Below are 25,229 nucleotides of genomic sequence, written 5' to 3'. Positions count from 1 at the left end.
TAGCTCGGCAGCGCAGGCGCTGCTCTTGCGATACAGCCTGCTCTCAGGGTCGCTCGTCGAGGCATGCGTGGCGTGGCTGCGCGACTCGCCGTGCCAGTCCTCGGGCGGCCTGTCGTCATCGCTGCCATCCTTGCGCCGCACGCTCTTGTGGCTGGCCCACGCGTGGATCAGCGTGTCGTCCACGCCGAAGTGCTCGCCCGACAGCAGCCCGGGCCCCTGGGCCATCTCCACCGTTGCGTTGAATAGATCCGTGACAGCGTCGAATTCGATCAGGCGATCGCAGTTCTTGCTGAACACCGAGTGGCTCCGCACCGTGTCCTCGATCAACAGCCCGACAAACCAGCGAAACAGCAAGTTGTGGGAGATCTGCTCGGCGAGCTGGCGCTCCTGTACAACACCTGCAGCAGCATCGCACGCATGAGCTTCTCCGGCGCGATGCTCGGGCGCCCGCCCTTCGCATCGGCCTCGTACATTACCGAGAACTTCGCGTCTATCTTCGCCAGCGTCTCGTTCTTCCACTGGCGGATCGTGCGCAGCGGATGCGCCTGAGGCACGAACTCCTCCAGCTTCAACGTGCTGAACAGCGCCTCGTTGTACGCGTCGGCTCCTCGCATTCTCTTCCTCTCCCCGCTGGTCGCTGCTGCCAGCCATCCTCGTCGAACCAGGCGCGGCGCGCCAGTTCTTCAACGGCCTGCTGGGGTGTCATGCAGCCATGAACGCGCAGGCGACATCCGTCGCAGACCGTGAGTCGATCCCTGGATCCTTGATCGTGGCCTGTTTATCCGCGGATGAGGCAGCGGCAGTGGCGGCCAAGCTGGCACAAACGCAACTCGAGCTGCCCGATTTTCGGGCTTTCGTGGAATAGGCTTCGCGCGTGGCAATGCCACTGTTCTCGGCATCGCCGATCGATGATGAGAACGGGTCTGGCTGTGTAACGCATGTTGCCATGGACCCGCTTCGTATCCTGGCACGTGCGATGGACGCTTCAAGCCAGACTCAGACGCAGTGCGAGCGCGGTCAGCGTGATCAGTAGGACGGGCACGGTCAGCAGGACACCCACCTTGAAGTAATACCCCCAACCGATGGTCATGCCCTTGCGCGCGAGCACGTGCAGCCAGAGCAAGGTGGCCAGACTGCCGATGGGTGTGAACTTGGGGCCGAGATCACAGCCGATGACATTGGCATAGATCATGGCCTCGCGCACCGGGCCGGTGGCGTTCGTCGCAGCAACGGAGAGCGCACCCACAAGGACCGTTGGCATGTTGTTCATCACCGAGGAGAGGAATGCCGTCAGCACGCCCGTGCCAAACGCCGCGCCCCAGACACCATAGTTGGCGAAAACATTCAGCAGGTCCGCCAGATACCCAGTGATTCCGGCGTTGCGCAGGCCATACACCACCAGATACATCCCCAGCGAGAAAATGACGATCTGCCAGGGTGCTTCGCGCAACACCTTCCGGGTGCTGATGACATGGCCGCGCGCAGCCACGCCGAGGAGCAGCAGCGCACCGAAGACCGCGACGGCGCTGACCGGCACACCCAGCGGTTCAAGACCAAAGTACCCGAGCAGCAGGAGCGCCAGCACCACCCACCCGATGCGGAACGTGGCAGGGTCGAGGATTGCTGCGTTGGGATGTTTGAGCAAAGCCATGTCGTAGCGTATCGGGATACTGGGGCGAAAATAGAGCAAGAGCGCTGCCAAGCTGGCGGCGATCGCGGCGATATCCACCGGGACCATGATCGCGGCGTATGCGTTGAAGCCGATGTTGAAGAAATTGGCCGAGACGATATTGACCAGATTGGACACCATCAATGGCAGGCTCGACGTATCGGCGATGAAGCCGGCGGCCATGACGAAAGCCAGTGTCGCCGCCGGACTGAACCCGAGCGCCAGCAGCATCGCCATCACGATCGGCGTCAAAATCAGCGCTGCGCCGTCATTGGCGAACAAGGCCGCCACGGTTGCGCCCAGCAGGACCAGGAAGGCGAAGAGTCCGCGTCCGTTGCCGCGACCCCAACGTGCCACGCGTAGCGCCGCCCACTCGAAAAAACCGGCTTCATCGAGCAACAGGCTGATGATGATGGTGGCAACGAAAGTAATGGTGGCGTTCCAAACGATGTGCCAAACCGCCGGAATATCGGCGAGATGAATCACGCCGGACAGAAGGGCGGCAATGGCACCGAAAGTCGCGCTCCAGCCGATGCCCAAACCTTTCGGCTGCCAGATGACCAGTACCAGGGTGGCAATGAAAATCAGCAGCGCGGTCGGCATCGGTTCAGTCCTTGGCCATGGGGTTGAAGATTTCCGGGTCGCTGGCCAAGCGTTTGACCAGATCGAAGCGCGAGATCATGCCGACCAGCCGTTCGTGCTCGATCACCGGCAGAGACTTGATGTTGTGATCCGCCAGCAGACGGGCGGCCACCGTGACATTGCTGTCGGGCGCCACCGTCAGAACCTCACGCGTCATGACCTGCTCAGCCGTGCGGCCCTCGGCCTTGTCCGGCTCCGGCGTGTGCCGACGAAATACCGAGCGGTAAAAGTTCTCTTTCCATAGCGATTCGCGCGGCTCCAACCGTTCGTCGGCCGCGCGATGCACCAAGTCACCCTCGGTCACGATGCCGAGCAGGTGTCCCCCGGCATCGGTCACCGGAACGCCGTTGATGCGGTGTTCAATCAAGATGCGGGCGATCTCCGCCACAGGCGTCTCCGGTGCGATCCGGATCGGGTTCGGGGTCATCAGGTCACGGACTTTCATGCTGTGTTCCTTTCTCAAGATTTGTGGGTCGATCGGCGGTGAACGACTTGTCAGCGCCGGTTTTCACCGCGCTCATCCAGGCCTGCGCTCCCATCTGCACCGGGTCCCAGGGGCTGCTGAACGGAGGTGTGTAGCTGAGATCGAGATCGTTCAAGTCTTCGACGCCCATGCCGTGGAACAGGGCTGCTGCGAACACGTCGATGCGTTTCGACACCTCCGAACGCCAGTGGCCGAGGATCTGCGCGCCGAGGAGACGACCAGTGCGGCGATCGCCGGTCACCCGGATGCGGAGCTTCTGCGCTCCAGGGTAGTAGGCCTTGTGATCCCAGGTTTCGATCTCGAGGGTGACGGGATCAAAGTCGGCCGTGCGCGCCTCGGCTTCGCGCAAGCCCGTCCGTGCGATCGCCAACTCGAACACCTTCACGGTCTGGCTGCCGACCGAGCCCGCGAACAGACGCTCCCCGCCTACAGCGTTCTCGCCGGCCACACGGCCCTGCTTGTGCGCGGTCGTCCCGAGCGGCAGGTACACCGGTCGCTGGAGGATCCGATGCCAGGTCTCGACGCAGTCGCCGGCGGCCCCGATGCCGGGGATCGTGGTTTCCATGCGCTGCGTGACGCGGATGGCGCCCGAGGGCCCCAGTGCAATCCCAGCCGTGGCGGCAAGGGTGGTGTCAGGGCGCACGCCGGTGGCGACCAGCACCAGATCGGCAGTGGCGGCAAACCCGCCCGAACCCGACACCGTAAGACCGCGCCGGTTGCCGGCGGCTTCGATGCGCTCGACGGTGCAACCGGCTACGACCCGCACGCCATGGCGTGACAACTCCTCCCCGATCAGTCTGCCGAACGACGGATCGACGCTTGGGAACACGGGATCGGTATGGCTCACGAGTGTGACATCGATCCCCCGATGCCGCAGCGCGTCGGCCATCTCCACGCCGATATAGCCCGCGCCGACGATGAGGGCCGAACGCGCTTCGCCCGTCGTGAGATGGTGATGGACCGCGAAGCTGTCCGCCATGGTGTGCAGGCCATAAACGCCGGGGAGATCGAGGCCGGGTAACCCTTGGGGACGGACTGGGACGGCACCGGTGGCGATGATCAGGTGGTCATAGCGCATCGTCTCCGCACGGCCGTTCGCCCCGCGCACGACATCGACCCTCTTTCCCGCGGGATGAATCGACACGACCCGACGGTTCGTCAGGATGTCGATGCCGTCGAACGCGGTGCGATGGGCGAGCTGCCGGTGATCCGGCGTCTCGCCGCTGAGGTAGAAGGGCAGGCCGCAGATGCTGTAGTTCGGGTACTCGTCGGCCAACAGGACGGATACCTCGGCTCGGGGATCGATCTCGTGAGCCCGCAGCGCCGCGCTGATGCCCGCGTCGCTGCCGCCGATGATGAGCAGGCGCGTCATACTTGTTCCTTTTCCAGGTTTGGCGCCGGAGAGAATCGCCTCGTGCTCCGCCGCTGGCGATCCGGAGCGATGCATACGCGATGAGGGGTCACGCCCTGTTTTCTGTACGTTGTTGGCCCAGATCACGCAACTGGGTTTGCAGCGACATGCGGTCGATCTTGTCGATAGGCAGGGCGAGGAGCGGACGGATGCGAGAGGCGATTTGGAAGTGCACGTTGGCGAAGGCCTTGAGTTGACGCTCACGATCCCCGCCGACCGCGGCTGGATCAGCGAAACCCCAGTGGGCGGTGATGGGTTGACCTGGCCATGCGGGACAGGCCTCGCCAGCCGCCTGATCGCAGACTGTGAAAATGAAATCCATCGACGGCGCATCCGGCGCCGCAAACTCCGTCCAGCTCTTGCTGCGCAAGCCGTGAAGGTCATAGTGCTGACCGGCGAGCACTTCGAGCGTGAGCGGATGCACTTCGCCGCGAGGATGACTACCCGCGCTGTACGCCTTGAACCGATCTCGACCGAGATGGTTCAAGATGACTTCCGCCATGATGCTGCGCGCGGAATTGCCGGTGCAGATGAACAGCGCGTTGTAGATTTTTGCGGCCATGTCAAGCTCTTTCGGTGATGAGGCTGGGGCGGGCAGTCAGTTCCAGCAGGCGATCGACGCCGACGGGCTCTTCTTTCAGCAGCGGCACGACCGCGTAGCGCCGGGCATGGCGGGTCGCGACGGCGTCGATTTCCCGCAGTTCGTGGCAGGCACGCTGACGCAGCAAGGGCGAGTTCGGCGTGGCAGCCGCGATGCTGTTGTTGATGATCCAGGCCCAGGGCTCGATCCCGGCGCGGCGCAGGTCGGCCTGCAGGTTGGCCGCCTCCAGCACCGGGGTGGTTTCGGCCAATGTCACGATCAGCACCTTGGTCTGCCTGGGGTCCTGCAACTGCATCATCGGGGTGATGTAGTGCAGCCCGGTGCCGGCCATCTGGCGGGCGATTTCGCGGTGATAGGCGCCTGTCGCGTCAAGCAGCAGCAAGGTGTGGCCGGTCGGTGCCGTGTCCATCACCACGAACTTCTTGCCTGCCTCGCGGATGATGTGCGAGAAGGCCTGGAACACCGCGATTTCCTCGGTGCAGGGCGAGCGCAGGTCCTCGTCCAGCAGCGCCCGGCCTTGCGCGTCGAGCTGTGCACCCTTGGTGGCCAATACGTGCTGCCGGTAGCGCTCGGTTTCGATGTGCGGGTCGATCCGGCTGACCGTGAGATTGTCCAGCGCGCCGCTCAGCGTTTCAGTCAGATGCGCGGCCGGGTCGGACGTGGTGAGGTGGACCGGCAGGCCGCGATGGGCCAGTTCTACCGCGATGGCGGCGGCCAGGGTGGTCTTGCCCACGCCGCCCTTGCCCATCAGCATCACCAGGCCGCGGCCGTCTTCGGCGATGTCGTCAACCAGCTCGGACAGACTGGGCGCATCAAGTGCGACCGGAACCGCATGGGTGCTGGGCGCTTGCGAGGCCGTCGTGACCAGTAGCTGGCGCAAGGCATCCAGACCGACCAGGTTGAAGGGCTTGAGCGCGACCCGATCGCGGGGCAGGGCCTTGAGCACCTCGGGGATTGCGTCCAGTGCGGCCCGCTCGTGCGCGCAGATGGCTGCGGCCAGAGGGTCGTGCGCCGCTTCTTCCGGCGGCAGGACGCCGTTGATCACCAGATACTGCTGCGACAGGCCCACGCCGGCGAGTTCCGCATGGGTGCGTGCAACCTCTCGCAAGGTGGCTTGCTGGGCGCGGGCCACCAGAACCAGGCGGGTGCGCCGGGCATCGGCCAAAGCCTGCACTGCCGCCTTGTATTGGGCGCGCTGCTTGTCCAGCCCGGCCAATGGGCCGAGGCAGGAAATATCGCCCTTGCCCGCTTCAAGGAAATCGCTCCACGCGCCGGGCAATTGCAACAGCCGGATGGTATGGCCGGTCGGGGCCGTATCGAAAATGATGTGGTCGTAGTCAGCGGTCAGGACCGAGTCGGTGAGCAACGCGGTGAATTCATCAAAGGCGGCGATTTCGGTAGTGCAGGCGCCAGAGAGTTGTTCCTCGATGCCGTTGACGATGTCGTCCGGCAGCGTCCCGCGCACCGGGCCGACGATGCGCTCCCGGTACTGCTGTGCCGCTTGCTGCGGGTCGATTTCGAGAGCCGACAGGCCGGGCACGCCATGGATGCGAGTGATCGTGTTGCCGATGGCCTGGCCGAACACCTGGCCAACGTTGGACGCCGGATCGGTACTGACCAGCAGCACCTGTTTGCCTTGCCCGGCAAGGTGCATGGCGGTGGCGCAGGACAGCGATGTCTTGCCCACGCCACCTTTGCCGGTGAAAAAGAAAAAGCGCGGCGGCAGTTCGAGAAATTTCATGACGGTATTCCCCGCGTTCAGCGGCAGTGGCTGCCGGCGCAGCAGCCCTGCGCGGCTTTCGACTCTGCTGCCGGTTGTGAAATGCCTGCCCAGCGAGCCAGCTCCATACGGTTGGGGTAGCGGCCCGCCAATGCCACTGCACCGTTCACCAGAACCAGGGGCAGGGCCTCCTGGCCGGAGCGTTCCAGGAACGCTTTGACCGTCGGGTTTTCGGCGAACGCCAGCGGTTGTCGGGCCAGATTGAAACGCTCGATCCGTGCACCGTTCTGTTTGGCCCAATCGGCGTCGGCCGAAAAGCTGACCAGATTTTGATCGACATCCACACCGCACACGCCGGTGCTGCAGCACAGGGCCGGCTCATAGACTTGAATCTTTTTCATTTCAATACTCCTGCTCAAGTTGCAATGTTGCTCATGAAAAAGGCGATACCTCGCGACCGAGTTATCGCCTCGTCAGCTTCAAGGCGCCAGCAAGCCGATGTGTTCGAGTTCCGTCCTGAGCGCGGCGGGGTCTTTGCGCAGACTGTCCATGGGTGATGCCAGCAGGGCTTCGATGCGCGCACGCAAGATGCGGTAGGCGTGTGCAAATGCGGCATTGATTTGTTCTTCGGATCCGGTCGCCTTGGCCGGGTCGTCGACACCCCAATGTGCGCGCAGAACCGGGCCAAGATAGGCCGGGCAGGTCTCGCCTGCGGCGCTGGCGCACACCGTGATCACGATGTCGGGGGTGACAGGCAAGCTGTCCCACGACTTGCTGAAGAGCCCTTCCGTTGGAATGCCTTCACGTTCCAGCAAAGCCAGCGAGCGTGGATGCACCTGGCCGGTTGGATGGCTGCCCGCGCTCATGGCGTGCCAGCCCTCGGGGGCCAAGTGGTTGAAGGTGGCTTCGGCCAGCACGGAGCGGCAGGAGTTACCAGTGCACAAAAACAGGATGTTCACGTTGTCAGCTCTCTTGTGGCGTTGAAGAAAGGGGAGGAAGCACGCTCTCTGCGCATGGCGATGCGGCACGAAGGTCCACACAGTGTTCGGGATGACCGGCGCAGCATTCCTCGGTGAGATAGCCGATCAGATCCAGCATCAACGGAATGTTGGCCCGATAGCGTTGGAAGCGACCTTCCTGCTCGACCGAAAGCAGGCCGGTCTGCGTCATTGCTTTGAGGTGGAACGAGGTGTTGTTCGGCGGCAGGTCGAGTGCCGAGGCAATCTGCCCTGAAACCATGCCTTCCAAGCCTCGCTTGACCAGCAGGCGGTAAATGTCGAGCCGGATGCCTGAGGACAGGGACTCGAAAATTCGAATGGCAACAGATTTTTCCATGGTGCAACTATACAATGTGTATTGCAGCGTTGTCCAGTGATTGGATGCCTTGCACGCTGCCAATCTCGGGTCGCCCCAGGCGCATACATTTGGCAGATACTTTTGCTGGTGAGCGTCCCAGGAGCGGCGTGCCGCCCAGCCCCTCGTAAGGGTCAAGGAACCTTGGGGGTTTCAATCAATCGAAGACGGGAGTTTCGACGCCAAGCACCTTATGCAGTTTGGGGCTGGTGGTGGTGTACTGGAGGTGGATTTTCTTGTCCGGGAAGATGGTGTGGGCGGCGCCGAAGGCTGCCAGCGCGGCTTCGTGGAAGCCCGAGAGGATGAGTTTTTTCTTGCCCGGGTAGGTGTTGATGTCGCCCACGGCGAAAATGCCCGGGATGTTGGTTTGGAACTTCTCCGTGTCGACCAGGATCTGCTTGCGCTCCAGGTCCAGGCCCCAGTGGGCGATGGGGCCGAGCTTGGGTGACAGGCCGAAGAACACCAGCAGCATGTCCAGCGGCAGGCGCCGGGTGATGCCGTCGTTGCCGGTGAGCTTGACCTGTGACAGGCGGCCATCGCCGTCGGCCTCGAACCCCGTGATCTGACCGACGACGAACTGCATCGCGTGCTGCTCGCACAGGGCGTGCATCTTGGCCACCGAGGCCGGCGCGGCGCGAAAGCCGTCGCGCCGGTGCACGAGGATGACGCTTTCGGCGCGGTGCGCGTCATCCTGGGCGAAGTGCAGCGCCCAATCCAGCGCCGAGTCGCCGCCGCCGACCACCACGAGATTTTTGCCGGCGAAGACCGCGGGGTTCTTCACGCGGTAGAACAACTGCGTGCCCTCGAAGGCGTCCAGCCCCTCCACTTTGAGGGTGCGCGGCTGGAACGAGCCCACGCCGGCGGCGATGAACACCGTCTTGGTGAGCAAGGTGGTGTCCTTGGAGGTGCGCACGACGAAGCGCCCGTCGTCCTGGCGCTGCAGCTCCGTCACGTCCTGTCCCAGATGGAAGGTGGGCTTGAACGGCTCGATCTGCTTGAGCAGGTTGTCGGTGAGTTCCTGGCCGGTGCACATGGGCACGGCCGGAATGTCGTAGATGGGCTTGTCCGGATAGAGCTCCACGCACTGGCCGCCCAGGTGCGACAGGCTGTCGATGACGTGGGCCTTGATGTCGAGCAGGCCGAGTTCGAAAACCTGAAACAAACCCACGGGACCGGCGCCAATAATGACGGCATCGGTCTCGATCGGCGGGGCGCTGGCCAGGGCCGCGTCGGCGATGGCCGGATTGATGTGCATTTCCATGAGGGATGAGGGGGCGGTCGGAATCCGGATGTTCAGCGCTCGAGAAACTGCAGCTTGCCGGGTTTGCCATTCCATTCTTCGCCGTCCGGCGGGGCGGGCTTGCGCTTGGTGATGCTGGGCCAGCGGCGCGACAGTTCGGCGTTGAGGGCAATGAATGCTTGTTGGTCGCCAGGGACGTCTTCCTCGGCGAAGATGGCGTTGGCCGGACACTCGGGCACGCATACGGCGCAGTCGATGCATTCGTCCGGATCGATCGCCAGGAAGTTGGGGCCTTCGCGGAAGCAGTCCACCGGGCAGACGTCCACACAATCGGTGAACTTGCACTTGATGCAATTTTCGGTCACGACAAAGGTCATCGGGGTTCTCCGCGATGCGAAACGATGTCTGCGGGCTGCAAACGCGGTCTGGCGATACTGTGTGCTGCAAGCGGCAGCGCAGCATGGGATGCACGCGAAACGGCCATGGCGTATGGCGAAACCGGGTGCGCTCCGGCGCCGACAATCACCACCGTCGGGCGACCACTGTGCAGCAGACAGGCCTGCGCCAGATTGGTCAGGGCGTGGCTGCTGCACAGCCGGTCCGGAAAGCCGGTACGGGAGACCACGGAGACTTCGGTCTGCGGTGCCCAGCCCGTTGCCATCAGTCGGCGTGCCAGCGCGCCGAGCTGCCGACCGGCCATGTAGAACACTTCGGTGTCGGCACAGCGGCTGGCGCGCAACTGTCCATCGTGGGTCATGGCCGTACTCAGCGCCACGCTGCGCCCGCGTCCGCGCCGTGTCAGCGGCCGGCCGGCATCGGCTGCTGCGGCCAGCGCCGCGGTGACGCCGGGCACGATTTCGATGACCGCGCCGGAGCCGTGCAATGCAAGCAGTTCCTCCTCGAGCCGACCGAACACGCTGGGGTCGCCGCCCTTGAGCCTGACAACCAGACGATGGCGCGACGCGCAGCGCACCAGCAGGGCGTCGATGCGCTCCTGCGCCGTGGCGTGGCTGAAGCCGCGTTTGCCGACATCGATCCACCGGGCTTGCGGCGCCAGTTCGCGCAGCGCAGGATCGACCAACGCGTCGCACAGTACGACGTCGGCCTGCGCGAGCAGGCGAGCGCCACGCAGGGTGATCAAGTCGGCAGCGCCAGGGCCGGCGCCGATGAAGACGATGCGGCCCATTACTGAACCGCTTCAACCAGCAGCGCGCCGCTGGTGCGATGACTGGCGGGATCAACGACGATCATCGCTCCCGCCACGCGATTGTCGACAAAAGTCGTCAGTGGCAGTGCTGACTGCGCCTGCAGGCGCACGCGGCCGATATCGTTGACCGCGAGCGTCTGCGCATCGACGTCCGTCAGGGTGTGAATGTCCAGCCGACTGCAGATGGCCGTGATGTGTCCTGCCACCCAGCGGTGCCCGTGGCGCAGCCAGTATTTGCGGCCGATGACCGCTGGCTCCGTATCCAGCCAGGCCAGGGTCGCTTCGAATCTCTGGATCGCATCGGGCTTGGGAGCTGAGAACAGCCCGACACTTTCGATCCAGTCACCCCGTGAGATGTCCACCTGGCGGTCGAGCACCAGTCCGGCCGACTGGCCCGCGGCGCAGCCATCGACGGCGACTCCCGCACGCCGCACCGCGACGACCTCGGCGCTCTCGCCGCTGGGGTGGATGCGGATCTTGTCGCCGGACTGGACCCGGCCCCTGGCGATGCGGCCCCAGACCGTGCGCGGCTGGTGGCCCAGGCCGTCGCCCTCGCGCGCCACGTATTGCACCGGCAGCAACAGGGCGCCGGTCTGCGGCTCCTCGGCGGCGGGCAGGGCTTCGAGCCATTGCAACAGGGTCGGCCCGGCATACCAAGGCCAGGACGTCGAGGCGATGGCGATGTTGTCGCCACGCAGCGCCGACACCGGCACGATGCCGGCGGGCGCGATGCCGGCCTCGGCGGCGAAGTCCAGCAGCGCATCGCGCACCGCCGCGAACGCGGCCTCGGCATCGTCCACGGCGTCGAGCTTGTTCACGGCGAACACGATGGACGGCAGGCGCAGCAGGCGCGCCAGCAAGGTGTGGCGCCGGGTTTGCGGCAGCAGGCGCAGGGGCGCGGCGCGCCAGTCGAGCTTGGTGATGTCGATCAGCACCACCGCGGCATCGCTGCCGGCGGCGGCCGTCACCATATTGCGCGTGTACTGCTCGTGCCCCGGGGCGTCGGCGATGATGAACTTGCGCCGCGGCGTGGTGAAGTAGCGGTAGGCCACGTCGATGGTGATGCCCTGCTCGCGTTCGGCCTCCAGCCCGTCGGTGAGTTGGGACAGGTCGATGCTGCCGCCCGCGGCCCGGCGTTGCAGGGCATCGAGCTGGTCGGCCAGGATGGCGCGGCTGTCGAGCAGCAGGCGGCCGATCAGCGTGCTCTTGCCATCGTCCACGCTGCCGGCGGTGAGAAAGCGCAGCGCCTTGTGGCGGTGTTCGCCGTTGGCATCGTTGTGCGTGTTCATCAGAAATAGCCTTCCTTCTTGCGCCGCTCCATTGAAGCGTCGGAGGTGCGATCGTCCATGCGGGTGGCGCCGCGCTCGCTCAGGGTCGCGGTCAGGGTCTCGGCGACGACTTCCGCCGCGCTGGCCGCCGCGCTTTCCACCGGGCAGGTGCAGGTCATGTCGCCCACGGTACGAAACCGCACCCGGGCCGTCTCCACCGCCTCGCCGGGCCGCGGCGGCGTCACGGCGGTCAGCGGCACCAGCAGACCCTTGCGGCGCAGCACCTGGCGCGGATGGCTGTAGTACAGCTTGGGCAGGGCGATGCTCTCGCGGGCGATGTACAGCCACACGTCCAGTTCGGTCCAGTTGCTGATGGGGAAGGCACGGAAATGCTCGCCCGGACGCAAACGCGTGTTGAACAGCGACCACAACTCGGGGCGCTGCTCCTTGGGTTGCCACTGGCCGAAGTGGTCACGGTGGCTGAAGATGCGTTCCTTGGCACGCGCTTTCTCTTCGTCGCGCCGGGCGCCGCCGATGAGGCAGTCGAAGCGGTGCTGCTCGATGGCTTCGAGCAGGGCCACGCTCTGGTGCGGGTTGCGCGATTCCAGCGCATGGCCCAGGCGCACCGTGCCACGGCGGATGGATTCGTCCAAGTGTGCGACGATCAGCGCGTCGCCCGAGGCTTTGACGAGGGCGTCGCGGAAGTCGATGACTTCGGGGAAGTTATGCCCGGTATCGACATGCAGCAAGGCAAACGGCAGCCGGCCGGCGTAAGCCCCGTTGGCCTGGCGCCGCTTGAACGCCTTCTCGGCCAGGCGCAGCACGACGCAGGAGTCCTTGCCGCCCGAGAACAGCAGGGCCGGGCGCTCGAAGCCCCCGGCCACTTCGCGCAGGATGTAGATGGCCTCCTCTTCGAGGGCATCGAGATGACGGTGGTCGATCTGCGGCAACAGGCGTTCGAGATCCAAAGGGGCGTTCATGCGTGGGCTCCTGTCGGTTCCGTGGCGATGGTTGGTTTGGCGATCGGTTCCGTCGCGACGGCGTCTGCGGCGGCTCCATGCGGAAGGGGGCGCTGCTCGACATGCAAGCCGCATTCCTTCGCCCCCTCCCGCTCCCACCACCAGCGCCCGGCGCGGATGTCCTCGCCCAGCGCGACGGCGCGGGTGCATGGGGCGCAGCCGATGCTGGGAAAGAATTGGTCGTGCAGCGGGTTGTAGGGAACGGCGTGCAGCGCGATGTAGTGCCACACGTCGCCCTGCGTCCAGTCGAGCAGCGGGCTGAGCTTGGCGCGGCCTTGCGCGTCACTCTCGCGCCGTGCGGCCCGGCCGCGCGCGGGAGACTGTTCGTGGCGCAGCCCCGTCACCCAGGCCGCGCGGCCTTGCAGCATGCGGGACAGGGGTTCGAGCTTGCGCAAGGCGCAGCAGGCATGGCGCAAATCGACGCTGGCGACCATGGCCTGCGGGCCATGGCGGGCGACGAAGTCGCGCGCCGCAACCGCGTCGGGACGCCAGGCTTCGATCTCCAGGCCGTAGTGCCGCTGCGCACGGCCGAGCAGTTCCAGCGTCTCGCCGTGCAGCATGCCGGTGTCCAGCGTGGCGATGGCGATGGGCAGCGCATGCCGCGCGATCAGGTCGGTCAGGACCATGTCCTCCGCGCCCAGGCTGGTGGCCTGCACGATGCGGCCGGCGAATTCCCGTGCCGCCGTGCGCAGCGTGGCGAGCGCGTCCTGCACGCGCTGGTCGAAGTCCGCACTGGGCTTGGCGTACAGGGCAGGCGCCGAGCCGGGCGGCGCAGCGATGGGGATGGCGCGGTGGTTCATGCGGCGGCCTCCAGGGCAGGGCCAGGCCACCCCGGGCTTGCTTCACCCTTGCGGGGGGCGGGCCGGCTGGCCGGCCCCGGAGGCCGTTTCAGAAACAGCGGACGCGGATCGAGCACGTCGCCCTGGTAGTAGGCGGGCTGCGGATGCGGGCTCGGCTGCGTCGGAGCGCCCCCATCAGTCCGCAAGCGGACTCCCTCCGATGGGGTCAAGGAAACTGGGGGGCGGCCCTGCGCTTCCTTGAGAGCGCCCCCAGGCCGCTGCTTTGCAGCGGCTGCCCCCCGAGGGGGATGAGAAAACTTGGGGCTGCCCTGCGTTTCCTCATGAGCGCCGTCGAACTCCGGCCACAGCCCCTCGAAAAACCGCAGCGCCCGCCGCGCCGCCTGCAGGCTCTGGCCGGGGCGCAGCACCGCGGTGTCGAACCCGGTGCGCGCCAGCGGCAGCGCCATGTCCACCAGCACATCGCCGGTGGCGCGCAGCTCGCCGCGGTAGCCCAGGCGCACCCGCAGCAGCCGGGCCTGGGTATAGGCGCGGCCATCGGTCCATTTCGGGAACCGCAGCTCGACGCTGGCGAAGCGCGACAGATCGATGGCGAGTGTGCGCACGTCGAGGTCGTTGGGAAGCACCAGTCCGGCGGACTCATGCGTCGGCCAGGTCGCGCTGGCCGTCTGCCACTGCTCGGGCGTGAACAGGAGAAGCCCGCCTGCGCCCGGCGCCAAGTCCGTGGCGCCACGGGCGCCGTCTGCGGAAGTGATGAATTTCATGCGCGGAGATCCTCAAGAAAACGCAGGGCCGCCCCAAGTTTTCTTGACCCCCATGGATGGCGGGTCGGCTAGCTGACCTTGGGGACGCTCATGCGAAGCCGGTCGGCCGCCCGGAGTTTTCGCATCTCCTTCGGGTGCGGACTGCTGCGGGGCAGCGGCCTGGGGGTGTTCCGGTGTCGCGGTCGCGCGGCGCACGGCATCGGCCGCAGCCTTGAACGGCTGCGCACCGACGCGGCGGGCGAAGGCCACGAACAGCTCGCCGGGCTGACGCTGCCGCAGATACAGGGCGATCAGCGCCTCGACCACATCCGGCACTTCCTCGGCCGCGAACGAGGGGCCGATGATCTTGCCGGGCAAGGCCGCACCGCCAAGCTCCGATCCATCGCCGCCGCCAACGGTGATCTGGTACCACTCGGCACCGTCCTTGTCGACACCGAGGATGCCGATGTGGCCGCTGTGGTGATGGCCGCAGGAATTGATGCAGCCGCTGATGTTGAGGTCGATGTCGCCGATGTCGAACAGTTCGTCGAGATCGGTGTAACGCTCGATGATGGCGGCCGCGATGGGAATGGAGCGGGCATTCGCCAGGGAGCAGAAATCGCCGCCGGGGCAGGCGATCATGTCGGTCAGCAGGCCGATGTTGGGCGTGGCGAAGCCGGCCTTCCGCGCATCCCGCCACAGCGCATGCAGGGCGGCGGCGCTCACCCAGGGCAGCACCAGGTTCTGCTCGTGGCTCACGCGCAGTTCGCCGAGGCTGTAGCGCTCGGCGAGGTCGGCGGCGGCGCGCATCTGCTGCGCCGTGACGTCGCCCGGCGCCTGGCCCGCGCGCTTGAGCGACAGGGTCGCGGCGCGCAGGCCGGGGACGCGGTGGGTGTGCACGTTGCGCTGCAGCCAACGCAGGTATGCCGGCTCGTGCGCGGGCGCTGTGGCAAGGGCAGCGGTCGCATCCGGCGCATCCGGCCGCACACCGTGCGGCGGCGCAAACTGCGTAGCCACGCGGTTGAGTTCGTGCAGGGGGATGAGGTGTGCGTCTCCGCCCGGATCGCGCTGCAGGATGTCGGCGAACTCGCGCTCGACCGCCGCGGTGAAGCGCGCGCCTTCGGCCTTCACCAGCATCTTGATGCGTGCCTTCCAGATGTTGTCGCGCCGCCCATAGCTGTTGTAGACGCGCAGGATGGCCTCGACGTACACCAGCAACTGCTGCCAGGGCAGAAAATCGCGAATGACGTCGCCGATCATCGGCGTGCGCCCCATGCCGCCGCCCACCTGCACGCGAAAGCCGATCTGGCCGTGCTCGTCGCTCAGTGCCTGCAGGCCGATGTCGTACCAGCCGGCGGCGACGCGGTCTTCGCGCGCGCCGCTCACGGCGATCTTGAACTTGCGCGGCAGGTAGGCGAACTCGGGGTGCAGGGTGCTCCACTGGCGCAGGATCTCGCAGAACGGCCGCGGATCGACGATTTCGTCCGGCGCGATGCCGGCGAACACATCGCTGCTGATGTTGCGCACGCAGTTGCCGCTGGTCTGGATGCCATGCATGTCCACCGCGGCGAGGCGGTCCATGACGTCGGCGCTGTCGGCCAGGGCGATCCAGTTGTACTGCAGGTTCTGGCGCGTGGTGAAGTGGCCGTAGCCACGGTCGTATTCCTCGGCGATGTCGGCCAGGGCGCGCAATTGCTGGCTCGCCAGCGCGCCGTAGGGAATGGCCACGCGCAGCATGGGCGCATGGCGCTGGATGTACCAGCCGTTTTGCAGGCGCAGCGGCTTGAACTCCTCGTCGCTCAGGCTGCCGGCCAGATGGCGCTCGAGCTGGTCGCGGTATTGGGCGGCACGGGCGCGAATGAAGCGGCGGTCGAAATCGGTGTACTGGTACATGGCGCTCAGGCAATGATCTTGAAGCCGGCGAACGCCAGCGTGGCCGAGAGCAGCACGCGGGTCATGCGCTCGGGAAGAAAACGGGTGAGTTGGGCGCCGAGCCAGATGCCTGGAACCGAGCCGACCAGCAGCGCCAGCACCAGCGGCCAATCGACATGGCCCAGCGCCGCATGGCCGATGCCCGCCACCAGGGTCAGCGGCACGGCATGGGCGATGTCGGTGCCGACCAGTTGCCGCGCCGTCAAACGCGGATAAAGCAGGAGGATGCAGAGCGAGCCGATGGCACCGGCACCGACCGAACTCAGCGTGACCAGCACCCCCAGCACCGCACCGAGGGCGATGGTCAAGCCCGGCTTGCGCGACGGCGGCAAGCGCGCTTCGAGCCGCAGCGCCAGCCGCTGCCAGAACCCGCGTGACATCACCGCGGCGGCGGTCAGCAGCAAGGCGGCGCCGAGGGCCAGGCTGAGCACGCCGAACCAGGCCTTGTCCGCACCCGAGGCATGCATCGCCACGAGGGTGGCGAGCGCCGCGGGCAGGCTGCCGGCGAGCATCAGCCCGGCAATGCGGCGATCCACATGCCCATGGCGGTGGTGCGCCACGGCCCCGGATAGCTTGGTCAGCGCGGCGAACCACAGATCGGTGCCGATCGCCACGGGCAGGTCGAGCCGGAACACGCCGAGCAGCAATGGCGTCACCAACGAGCCCGCGCCAACCCCCGTGGCGCCGATCAGGGCGCCCGCGGCGAGGCCGAAAAGAGTGGCTTGGGCATGCATCAGTGGAGCTTTTCTGGGGTTGATGATGACGGTCGAATCCTAGGGACGGGCCGCACCAAAGCAAACGACAGTCTTCTCATACCGATAGATGCCAAGCGATATAAGCAAGGAAATAAAACCTCAAGATGGACTGCGGCCATGTATCCAAGTTGTGAGCGGCCTTTATCCCTGGACACGGGGTTCTGCGCGGAAATCGTTGGGCACCACCATCGGGTCAACGATCTGTTCGTTGGCGGCATCAGCGCCAACGACAAGCTGATCTACGTCGATGACGTGATCAAGGGTCGCCTGTTGGACTGTAAGATTTTGATCCAGCAAGCTGTCAACAACATCGCCGCGATGCGCTGCTACGTCGCATCGAAGCTCGGCGAGGAGGTCGATGTGCCAGATGAACTGAAGGCATGCATGACGCCCAAAATCACTTGGGATGGCCCGAAGTTTGGGCCAGTCAACTTGGTGGACGGTGTCTCCGGCTGTTCCCCGAGTTCCTGGTGCAGCTTTGCATCATGCACATGGTGTCGCGCGTTACCACCAAGCTGGACGCCGCGAGCGTTGGAGTGAGCATAAGGAAGTTGGCTGGATAGACACTCCATGCCGACATTGCCGATTCGCCCCGAATGGAAAGCAAGAAGCTCCCTGTTCAAGGGCGGATAGATCGGCGTATCAGTTTGCAAAGAATGAGGCTAAGTCACTCACCTGGTCGTCGCTGGTGAAGGCGAGCAAGGGAAGGTCCCACGACTCCTCGATCGTCTTGAGCATCGAATAGTGATTCGTCGCCTGATGATCCACCATGTGATATGGATGCATGCTGGAAATCGCGATCAGCGGCACATTGGCTCCCCCGTAGACGCCACCTTGTGGGAAGACCTGCGCACCCGGTTGCAAAATAGGGCTGTCCGGAGCGCCCTGAGTATTGGCCCAGCCTCCGTTAGCCGTGTTTCCGTCGTAGTCGCCCTCGTCCCAGGTGATGAAGATGACGTTGTTGCCGTTGTTCCAGATCGGCGACTGCATGATCGCCTTGACCATCTGACCAACGAATGCGTCGCCCTGGCTGTAGAGCAGTTGGGTGTTGCTGTAGGGGCACGCTGAACCTGACATGCCGTGCATGTCATGACAAACGTCAGGGGTGATCCAAACATACTTGGCAACATCACTGATACGAAGGGCTTGGGTCAGATTTCGAAGCGGCTGAACATGCGATGCTTCCTGCGGGTTGGCGTAGACGTTCTTGAACAGCATGAATGGATCATGCTTGAGGACGTACAAAGCAGAGCTTGCACCCCCAGCAGAAAACTGCCCCGTGAATCCCGCATAGGGGATCGATTGCATGTACGCCGCCCAAGAGATGTGGCGCGCATTCAGGGAATCGACGATGTTGCTGTGATTGAACTGCTGTGTCGGATCGTCGCTCTGGCTCCACCAGTTCGAGCCCGAAATCGCGGCCACGTAGTTGGGCAAACTCGGGTGGGTGACACCGTAGTAGTTGTCGGCGTAGCCGAAGGTGTTGATCAGGCGGTTGATCATTGGCATCTGGGGATTGCCAACCACGTTCTGGGCACCGGTGTTTTCCATCATGATGATGAAGACGTGGTCGAACCGCGGAATTTCGCGCTCGTGGTCACGGCCATGCATTGCATCAGCGCTGGCAGAAACGGCAAGGGACAGCATTGCAGCGGCGAGCAAAGTCTTTCCAAACTTGAGATTCATGGATTCCTCCGATGAGTGGCACAACTGGGAACTCGTACGCTAGGTATCGCGCGTGTCAGGCCCATGAAGGCAAGAGCCAAAGATGCAATCGGATGCAACAGTGAGATCGTCGACGTGTTTTTTCGCATTCGTACCCTGGTCAGGGGCGCGCGCGTGGATCGGCCTTCGGGCGATCACCTCGCCCGCACGGCGCCTCAGGTGCTGGACAACCAAGGGTCTTGCCGCTCCATCGGCACAGGGGCCGGATATAGCCCTCGCATTCGAGTTTGCGCGCCAGCGCTGGCTGATCGGTTGACGCTCGTGCCCGACGACGAGCACGAAGCGTCTGCCGCTGCGGGTGGACGCTGCGCTGCGGGCGCCTGCGGCAACGAGCGGGATCAACAGAGCGGAGGGACGGTCTTCACACATGCGAATCTCCGGATGACGTGGGCAACCTTGCGGACGCACCGCGAGCGCGTCCGGAGCCAGGTCATCGTCCTCATGGAGAGGTCGTTTCGGAAGATGCATGGCAGACGCCGCGCGACGAAAATCAACGGGTTCAGCGCCACACAGCATCGTCGGCGGCGATGAAGGCCTCGATTGCCCGGAGCATCCAGCGGTGATGGTGCTCGAGCAGCCAGGTCATGCTCAGAACCCCCAGGCCAGCCAGCCAGAAGCTGACCAGTCGGGGGCTGTCGGCCGGCAGCCAGGCCAGGATGCCGACCCAGGTCAGCAAATTGACCCCCGCAGCCCAGGCCCAGCGGCGTGCCTGCGTCCAGGGATGCCGGATCGAGGCGTCCAGCACCTCGGGCCGCCACGGCGCCAGCACGCTGCGCAAGGGCAGGGCCTGGACAGCAATCCCCGCGTTGCGATACAGCGCCCGCCACCAGGCATCGGCCCGCCCGAGTTGCAGCACCCCATGGCCGTACAGCAGGCCGATGGCCAGGCTCAGGGCCAGCAGCAGGTGGCGTCCTTCCGCCGAGCTGCCCACCAAGACATGACCGGCCACGGCCAGGGCGATGACCAGAGGCGGCGTGCACAGCGTCACGACGACCATGCCAGCCAGCAGGCGGTGTGTGGCGCGGAGCCGGGCCTGCTGCAGCGGCATGCCGGCGCGGGCCGCGCGCTGTGCCAGGCGCCGGCACCCGCGCACGCCGGCTGCGGCGTCGCTCCAGAACAGGGCCAGGGTCAGGTCGCGCAGCCGAGCAGCGAGGCCTGCATGCGGGAGGGAAGCAGAGTCGGAATCGAAATCGAAATCGGTTTGCATGGTGATCTCCAGAAAAGGTTGGTGATCACCATCACAGCATGCGATCTGCGCGATGCAAGTCGCGCTCAGGGGGCCGGTTCAGGTCTGCGGCGGCCACGCAGGCCCTGGGCGGTTCTGCGCACGGGACAGGCGTGCGCGGCGTTCTTCGCGTCGCAGCTCGCGTTCTTCGAGCCAGTCGAGGGTGACGGCGACCAGCAGGCCAAGAGGGACCGCGGCGAAGACGATGAGCACCGGGATGCGTCGGGATGGCATGGCGAAATATCCCTGAAGGGCCGTGCAGGATAGGCGATCGGCTTGGGATTTGCGGCCGGCCGTTCGTGTGGTCGCCAATGTCATGTGCTGCGGATGAATTCAGATCGGCCGGGTGATGCGGCGTGGCAAGGCGCGGCGATGAATCAAGCTCGTATCCGTGGGTTGCTCGTAGGCTTTCTTGATGGGCTTCTGGGGGGGTAAATCCCCACCGTGCCAAGTACTTGCCCACCGTGCGCACGGGCGCTTGATGCCATGCTGCCGCTCGATGAGCAGGTCCACGGCAGCACGGCTCCCTGGGCAGAAATCCATCCTCAACTGCTCGGGGCGCTTGTCGATCATGGTGCGACGTGTCTGCTCTTCTTGCTCGGGCTTCAGTACACGCCCGGCACCCGGCTCACGTCCCAGCGGGGACGGCCGAATGGCTGACAGTTCAATCTTCATAGGACCGAATCAATAAGCATTCAGATAGCCGGGTTTGCGCGGCAGGTGCAACGTGGCCTCCAGGCCGCCATCCGGGTGGTTGCGCAAGGTCACATCGCCACCGGCCGCGCGCGCGATGTTGCGGGCGATGCCGAGCCCCAGGCCGGTGCCGCCGGTCTCGCGGCTGCGCGATGCTTCGAGCCGGTAGAACGGCTCGAACACCTTGCCGAGTTCGTCTGGCGCGATGCCAGGGCCCTGGTCCCGGATGCGAAGGGTGAGGGCCGCGGGGCCGTCTTCGACGATGATGCGCGCCTGCCTGCCGTAGAGGATGGCGTTGTCGATCAGGTTGGAGATGCAGCGTTTGAGCCGCTCCGGGTCGCCGACATAGGGGGCCCGTGCGCGACCTTCGATGAGAACCTCGCGGTGCATGTCCTGGTTGTCCGCCTGCAGGCTTTCGAGCAGCGCCGTGATGTCGATCGGCCGCGCCACTTGGGGTGGCTCAAGCCCGCGCATGAAATCCAGCGTGTGCGTCACCATCAGCTCCATCTCGCGCAAATCCTTGTCGAAGCGCTGGCGCAAGTCGGCGTCTTCCAGCAGTTCGGTGCGCAGGCGCATGCGGGTGATGGGCGTTTTCAGATCGTGCGACATGGCGGCGAAAATGCGGGTGCGGTCCTGAATGAAACGCACCAGGCTGGACTGCATGATGTTGAACGCATGCGCGGCACGCCTCACCTCGGTCGGCCCGGTCTCGGGCAGCGGCGGGCGGTTGATGTCCTTGCCCAGGGCATCGGCGGCGGAGGCCAGGACCGCCAGCGGCCGGGTCATCCAGCGCACCGCCGCGTACGACAGGACGAGCACCGTCAGCAGCAGCACCAACAGGGTCAGCAGCAGTCGCCACGGCGTGCTGGCCGGGCCTTGTGGCAACTGGGTGTCGAAAGCGACCCAACTGCCGTCGCGCAGTTGCACCTGGGTCAGGAACATCAAGCCCGATGCCATGAAGGGCCTCATGGCCTGCATATCCGGCATGCCCGGCATGCCCGGCATGGCTGCCGACATCGCCGCTGCCATGCCCGCATGTTCGCCCATCATGCCCTGGCGGCCGGACTCGAGCCCGGATGGCCTGGCGCCCGGCGCGGCCTGCCGGACGGAAACCCGCAGCGGCCGCGCATCGCCTAACGCGACATGCAGCGCAGCCGAGAACATGGCGGCATGCGGGTTGTCCAGCGCCGCGGCACTCGGCGCCTGCGGCGCTGCCTCCAGTCTTACCACCTGCGGCGGCACGCTGAGGATGGTGACGATGCGCTGCTGCTCGGCAGGGCCGAGGGAATCGAGCAGCTTGACGATGTCGGCGATGCGCTGCGCCGACTGCATGCCGCTGCTGCGCAACAGCAGGCGATCGCGCTCGGCGAAATTGATCGAGGCGCTCAGGATCTGGGCGAGCACCAGGCCGCTGAACAGGATCAGCATCATCCGCCCGAACAGCGACGCCGGCAGCAGGCGCATCAAGCCGTTCCCTCGACCGGGGCCGACAAGACATAGCCGGCGCCGCGCACGGTCTTGATCAGGGCGGGGTCGCGCGGGTCGTCGCCCAGGCGCTGGCGCAAGCGGCTGACCTGCACGTCGATGCTGCGATCGAGCGGATCGGCCTCACGGCCCTGCGTCAGATCGACCAACTGGTCGCGGTTGAGCACCCGGTTCGGGTGACTCAGAAAAACCCGCAGCAGCCGGTACTCGGCGCCGCTCAGCGCGACCACCACGCCGGCGGGCGAAACCAGGTGGCGATGCGCGGTGTCGAGGGTCCAGCCGGCGAAGCGCACCTGGCGCGCCTCTTCCGGCTGAAGATTGCGCGGCAGGCTGCGGGCACGACGCAGGATGACCTTGATGCGCGCCAGCAACTCGCGCGCGCTGAAGGGCTTGGGCAGATAGTCGTCGGCACCCATTTCCAGACCGACGATGCGATCGGTTTCCTCGCCGCGCGCCGTCAGCATCAGGATGGGAATGTCGGACTTGGCGCGCAAGTTTCGGCACAGGGTCAGGCCGTCGTCGCCTGGCAGCATCAGGTCGAGCACGATCAGGTCGACGCCGGAGGCCAGCAGCGCGCGCTCCATGGCCTTCCCATCGCCAACAGCCGTCACGCGCAAGCCGTTCTTCTGCAGATAAGCGCTCAGCAGGCGGCGAATCTCGGCGTCGTCGTCGACGATCAGGATGTGGTCGGAGGTTTCCATGTGCCGATTTTGGCCGGCTGGCCGGGTGCCCAGGAAAAAACAATGTAACGCAGCATGTCAACGCCAGGATTGCGGGCAGTGCGATACAAAAAAGTGTTTTGTTGACATGGCGCGCTTACATGCCGAGGCTGAAATGGGAACCGTTGCGAAGGACTTCCTTCCATCTGGCCCGGCGGGATCGTCCCACGGACCATTCGCTCAATTCAGACAGGAGCAGCACCATGAAACGCAGTCAGAAAGTCATTGTCGGCATCACCGCCGTCTTGTCCGCCGCCGCCATCGGTACGGCCTTTGCGCAATCCGGCGGCATGGGCGCATATCGCATGTCGGGCGTCGCCGCCGGCATGGAGCCGGGGTCCATGATGGGTGGAGGCATGATGGGCGGGGGCATGATGAGCGAGGGCATCATGGGTCAGCGCGGCATGGCCGAAGGCATGATGCATTGGGGTGATACCGCGGCGATGGTGGACAGCCATCTGGCCGACACCAAGGCCGCGCTGAACATCACCGCCGCGCAGGAACCCGCCTGGCAAGCCTTCGCCACCCAGGCCAAGCAGCAAGCCGAGGCCATGCAAACCATGCGCGGCAAGCTGCGGGAGGCGAACGCAACCGCCCCCGATCGCATGCAGGCGCGCACGCAGTTGTTGCAGCAACGCCTGACCGGCATGGAGGCCATGACCAAGGCCTTGAAGCATCTCTACGCCGTGCTGAGTCCCGAGCAAAGGAGCATCGCCAACCAGCGCCTGGGCATGATGGGCGGACAGCAGATGGGATTTGCCGGCCATGCCGAGTGAGTGCCTGTGAACGTTTCAACTTCCGCGATGATCTCAACGCATCGAGACGCCCATGCGCTGCGGACGGGCGCGACGAGTCGATTCGAGCCGCCGTTTGTTTGTTGGGACGAGCTTGGCGTTGATGCAGGGCCTGGTGGAGCGCAAACGCAGCCCGCGCCGACCCTTGCCGGCCTCTCAGGGCGCGAACGCGAAGTTCAGCGCCATCATCCGCTTCAAATTGTGGGCCAGCGCATGCCACAGCAACACGGCGCGCGCCTTGATCATTCCGCGCACGTTCAAGCGCTGCAAGCCGCGGTTGCGCAAACGGGCGTTGGCGCACTCGATGCTGGCAGCACGTTCCTTGTAGATTCGCTTGGCCGCCTCGGTGCCCATGCGCTGGCGCCACTGGCCCAGCGCCTGGCTGTCGCCGGGCAGCGCAGCATAGCGATCACGTTGCGGGGCCTTGGGCGCCACCACAGGCGCGAACGCTTGGGTGGCGCGCGCATCGAGTTCCTCGATGTGCGCGTGCTGGGCAAAGCCCCCATCGGTCAACCACTGCGCGGGCACTTGACCATAGCGGTCCTGGTGCTGCGCGTGCATGGGCAGCATCTGGTTCATGTCGCTGCCCGAGTTGATGAGGTCCACGCCGGTGATGATCAGGGTGGCGGTGTCCACCGCGAGTTGCGCATTGAACGCCGGGCGAAAGCCCCCATCGGCCATCTTCATCACACGCGCCTCGTGGTCGGTGGTGCTCACGCGCGGTTCCTTGGGTTTCTTGGTGCGCCTGGCCTCGTTGGGTTGTTCCTCGGCGGATTGCTCGCCCACGGGTTGCGTGGTCGGGGCCGCCTGGGGTTGCGCCGGCTCGTCTTGTGCCCTGTCGGCCTGCGTGCTGTTGGCTCGGGCCTTCTTGCCCTTGGCCGAGAGGCTCTTGTCGATCTCGGCCATCGCCTCGATGGCGCGCGCAATGCGTTGTTCGCGTTCAACGACCGCACGTTGACGCGCCGCACGCACGCGGCGGGTGCCGGCCCCGGGATCGTCGCCCACCTCCTGCTTGAGTGCTTGCACCTGGGCCTGCGCGTCTTGCATGAGTTGCTCCAAGGTCTCGCGACGCCGAAAGCTGGCCGCACCCGCCTGGGCACGCACGCGCATGCCGTCGTGGGCCACCCGGTTCAGCTCGACCCGGAAGTCGCCCAGCGTGTGGTGGTTCACGCCCACCCCGCCGCACAGCCAGCGGTAGGCGTCGTCGCTGTCGCACAGCCGACCCAGTTCGCGCGCCGAGCCCACACCGTCGAGCGTCGCGTACAGCCACAGGCTCATCAAAATGGCCGGATCAATGGGCGCGCGTCCGACGCTGCCCTCAACGGCGCGGATCTGTCCGTGCAGGGCTTGAAGATCGAGCGACTGCACAAAGGCCCAGACGGCACGGGCCTGATGATCGGCCGGCAGCGTCGAGTCAAGATCGCAGGCCCGCCATTCGACTTGGTTGCGCATCGCGCTTTGCTCCCGCGGCGTCCCTTGGGGCTTACTGCGCTTCAGAGCAGCCGCACTGTCCGCAGGGACCGCCAAGCCCTCAAACAGGGCACCTGTGTGCCCGTTCGTTCCCGCTTCGTTCGTGATATTGCTCATGCCCAAAGACACGCAGCATTCGTGCCATCAAAATCAAATGTTCACAGACTCTGAGATCAACGGGCGGCTGAGCGCCTTGGCGCTCGGCTCACGCCGCAGTTCGATCCGTTACCAAGCGCAAGAGTCATGTCGACGGCAAGTCCAGCACAGTCCTATTGCG

At 65.4% G+C, this 25,229-nt stretch carries 25 protein-coding genes and 2 pseudogenes; 2 read left to right on the top strand and 25 right to left on the bottom strand.

From position 1 onward, the window contains the following. The 18 genes and pseudogenes from THI_RS14505 to THI_RS14420 all read right to left on the bottom strand — a co-directional run. Window positions 1-614 (bottom strand): annotated as a pseudogene (locus THI_RS14505) (transposase); the annotation flags it as partial. Window positions 615-985: 371 nt separating this feature from the next. Further along, a complete protein-coding gene (locus THI_RS14500; RefSeq protein ID WP_013107005.1) occupies window positions 986-2,272 on the bottom strand; it encodes an arsenic transporter in 1,287 nt (428 codons plus the stop codon). A 4-nt stretch (window positions 2,273-2,276) separates the two neighbouring features. Next, window positions 2,277-2,756 (bottom strand): CBS domain-containing protein, encoded by a 480-nt coding sequence (locus THI_RS14495; protein ID WP_013107004.1) that lies wholly within the window; start codon window positions 2,754-2,756, stop codon window positions 2,277-2,279. Beyond that, window positions 2,743-4,167 carry an FAD-dependent oxidoreductase gene (locus THI_RS14490; protein WP_013107003.1) on the bottom strand — a complete coding sequence of 475 codons (1,425 nt, stop codon included), beginning with the start codon at window positions 4,165-4,167 and terminating at the stop codon, window positions 2,743-2,745. The genes THI_RS14495 and THI_RS14490 overlap by 14 nt, the downstream gene beginning before the upstream one ends. Window positions 4,168-4,255: 88 nt before the next feature. Further along, the gene (locus tag THI_RS14485; RefSeq protein WP_013107002.1) at window positions 4,256-4,768 is read right to left on the bottom strand and encodes an arsenate reductase ArsC; all 513 of its coding nucleotides are present in this window, start codon (window positions 4,766-4,768) and stop codon (window positions 4,256-4,258) included. A gap of 1 nt (window position 4,769) precedes the next feature. After that, the gene (arsA, locus tag THI_RS14480; RefSeq protein ID WP_013107001.1) at window positions 4,770-6,548 is read right to left on the bottom strand and encodes an arsenical pump-driving ATPase; all 1,779 of its coding nucleotides are present in this window, start codon (window positions 6,546-6,548) and stop codon (window positions 4,770-4,772) included. Window positions 6,549-6,565: 17 nt separating this feature from the next. Beyond that, on the bottom strand, window positions 6,566-6,928 hold the full coding sequence (gene arsD, locus THI_RS14475; RefSeq protein WP_013107000.1) for an arsenite efflux transporter metallochaperone ArsD: 363 nt from the start codon (window positions 6,926-6,928) through the stop codon (window positions 6,566-6,568). Window positions 6,929-7,006: 78 nt separating this feature from the next. Continuing rightward, a complete protein-coding gene (locus THI_RS14470; protein WP_013106999.1) occupies window positions 7,007-7,486 on the bottom strand; it encodes an arsenate reductase ArsC in 480 nt (159 codons plus the stop codon). Between the two features lie 4 nt (window positions 7,487-7,490). Beyond that, window positions 7,491-7,862, bottom strand: coding sequence for an ArsR/SmtB family transcription factor (locus THI_RS14465; protein ID WP_013106998.1), 372 nt, complete (start codon window positions 7,860-7,862; stop codon window positions 7,491-7,493). Between the two features lie 175 nt (window positions 7,863-8,037). Beyond that, the gene (locus THI_RS14460) at window positions 8,038-9,141 is read right to left on the bottom strand and encodes an NAD(P)/FAD-dependent oxidoreductase (RefSeq protein WP_013106997.1); all 1,104 of its coding nucleotides are present in this window, start codon (window positions 9,139-9,141) and stop codon (window positions 8,038-8,040) included. Between the two features lie 32 nt (window positions 9,142-9,173). Continuing rightward, window positions 9,174-9,497, bottom strand: a complete 324-nt coding sequence (fdxA, locus tag THI_RS14455; protein ID WP_013106996.1) for a ferredoxin FdxA — start codon at window positions 9,495-9,497, stop codon at window positions 9,174-9,176. Then, window positions 9,494-10,306, bottom strand: coding sequence for a uroporphyrinogen-III C-methyltransferase (cobA, locus tag THI_RS14450; protein ID WP_013106995.1), 813 nt, complete (start codon window positions 10,304-10,306; stop codon window positions 9,494-9,496). The genes fdxA and cobA overlap by 4 nt, the downstream gene beginning before the upstream one ends. Next, the gene (locus THI_RS14445) at window positions 10,306-11,616 is read right to left on the bottom strand and encodes a sulfate adenylyltransferase subunit 1 (protein WP_013106994.1); all 1,311 of its coding nucleotides are present in this window, start codon (window positions 11,614-11,616) and stop codon (window positions 10,306-10,308) included. Before THI_RS14445 ends, cobA begins: the two co-directional genes overlap by 1 nt. After that, entirely contained in the window at window positions 11,616-12,575 is a 960-nt protein-coding gene (cysD, locus tag THI_RS14440; RefSeq protein ID WP_013106993.1) for a sulfate adenylyltransferase subunit CysD, read from the bottom strand. Before cysD ends, THI_RS14445 begins: the two co-directional genes overlap by 1 nt. Continuing rightward, window positions 12,572-13,414 carry a phosphoadenylyl-sulfate reductase gene (locus tag THI_RS14435; RefSeq protein ID WP_013106992.1) on the bottom strand — a complete coding sequence of 281 codons (843 nt, stop codon included), beginning with the start codon at window positions 13,412-13,414 and terminating at the stop codon, window positions 12,572-12,574. The genes cysD and THI_RS14435 overlap by 4 nt, the downstream gene beginning before the upstream one ends. Continuing rightward, window positions 13,411-14,175 (bottom strand): DUF934 domain-containing protein, encoded by a 765-nt coding sequence (locus THI_RS18575; protein ID WP_013106991.1) that lies wholly within the window; start codon window positions 14,173-14,175, stop codon window positions 13,411-13,413. Before THI_RS18575 ends, THI_RS14435 begins: the two co-directional genes overlap by 4 nt. A gap of 12 nt (window positions 14,176-14,187) precedes the next feature. Next, window positions 14,188-16,047, bottom strand: coding sequence for a nitrite/sulfite reductase (locus THI_RS14425; protein WP_013106990.1), 1,860 nt, complete (start codon window positions 16,045-16,047; stop codon window positions 14,188-14,190). 5 nt (window positions 16,048-16,052) lie between these two features. Then, window positions 16,053-16,820 carry a sulfite exporter TauE/SafE family protein gene (locus THI_RS14420; RefSeq protein WP_013106989.1) on the bottom strand — a complete coding sequence of 256 codons (768 nt, stop codon included), beginning with the start codon at window positions 16,818-16,820 and terminating at the stop codon, window positions 16,053-16,055. Here THI_RS14420 and THI_RS14415 point away from each other — a divergent pair. Beyond that, window positions 16,815-17,381 (top strand): hypothetical protein, encoded by a 567-nt coding sequence (locus THI_RS14415; RefSeq protein WP_141130616.1) that lies wholly within the window; start codon window positions 16,815-16,817, stop codon window positions 17,379-17,381. The genes THI_RS14420 and THI_RS14415 overlap by 6 nt on opposite strands. A 102-nt stretch (window positions 17,382-17,483) precedes the next feature. Here THI_RS14415 and THI_RS14410 read toward each other — a convergent pair whose 3' ends face one another. The 6 genes and pseudogenes from THI_RS14410 to THI_RS14390 form a co-directional block, all read right to left on the bottom strand. Continuing rightward, entirely contained in the window at window positions 17,484-18,527 is a 1,044-nt protein-coding gene (locus THI_RS14410) for an alkaline phosphatase family protein (RefSeq protein ID WP_013106987.1), read from the bottom strand. 538 nt (window positions 18,528-19,065) lie between these two features. Continuing rightward, window positions 19,066-19,773 (bottom strand): hypothetical protein, encoded by a 708-nt coding sequence (locus tag THI_RS14405; protein WP_013106985.1) that lies wholly within the window; start codon window positions 19,771-19,773, stop codon window positions 19,066-19,068. A gap of 78 nt (window positions 19,774-19,851) precedes the next feature. Then, window positions 19,852-20,025, bottom strand: coding sequence for a hypothetical protein (locus THI_RS19100; protein WP_013106984.1), 174 nt, complete (start codon window positions 20,023-20,025; stop codon window positions 19,852-19,854). 162 nt (window positions 20,026-20,187) lie between these two features. Beyond that, window positions 20,188-20,427: pseudogene (locus THI_RS14400) on the bottom strand (winged helix-turn-helix domain-containing protein); the annotation flags it as partial. Between the two features lie 48 nt (window positions 20,428-20,475). Beyond that, window positions 20,476-21,948, bottom strand: coding sequence for an ATP-binding protein (locus THI_RS14395; RefSeq protein ID WP_041609031.1), 1,473 nt, complete (start codon window positions 21,946-21,948; stop codon window positions 20,476-20,478). Then, on the bottom strand, window positions 21,948-22,670 hold the full coding sequence (locus tag THI_RS14390; RefSeq protein ID WP_013106982.1) for a response regulator: 723 nt from the start codon (window positions 22,668-22,670) through the stop codon (window positions 21,948-21,950). The genes THI_RS14395 and THI_RS14390 overlap by 1 nt, the downstream gene beginning before the upstream one ends. A 221-nt stretch (window positions 22,671-22,891) precedes the next feature. On the opposite strand from THI_RS14390, the gene THI_RS14385 reads away from it, so the two are divergent. Next, window positions 22,892-23,464, top strand: a complete 573-nt coding sequence (locus THI_RS14385; RefSeq protein WP_013106981.1) for a Spy/CpxP family protein refolding chaperone — start codon at window positions 22,892-22,894, stop codon at window positions 23,462-23,464. A gap of 174 nt (window positions 23,465-23,638) precedes the next feature. Here the strand turns inward: THI_RS14385 and THI_RS14380 are convergent, their stop codons facing one another. Continuing rightward, a complete protein-coding gene (locus THI_RS14380) occupies window positions 23,639-25,069 on the bottom strand; it encodes an IS1182-like element ISTars1 family transposase (protein WP_079668517.1) in 1,431 nt (476 codons plus the stop codon). Between the last annotated feature and the right edge of the window lie 160 nt (window positions 25,070-25,229).

This window comes from Thiomonas arsenitoxydans (assembly GCF_000253115.1).
Taxonomy (GTDB): domain Bacteria; phylum Pseudomonadota; class Gammaproteobacteria; order Burkholderiales; family Burkholderiaceae_C; genus Thiomonas; species Thiomonas arsenitoxydans.
The sequence above is the reverse complement of the archived record's forward strand: the minus strand, read 5'-3'. Positions and strand labels throughout refer to the sequence as shown.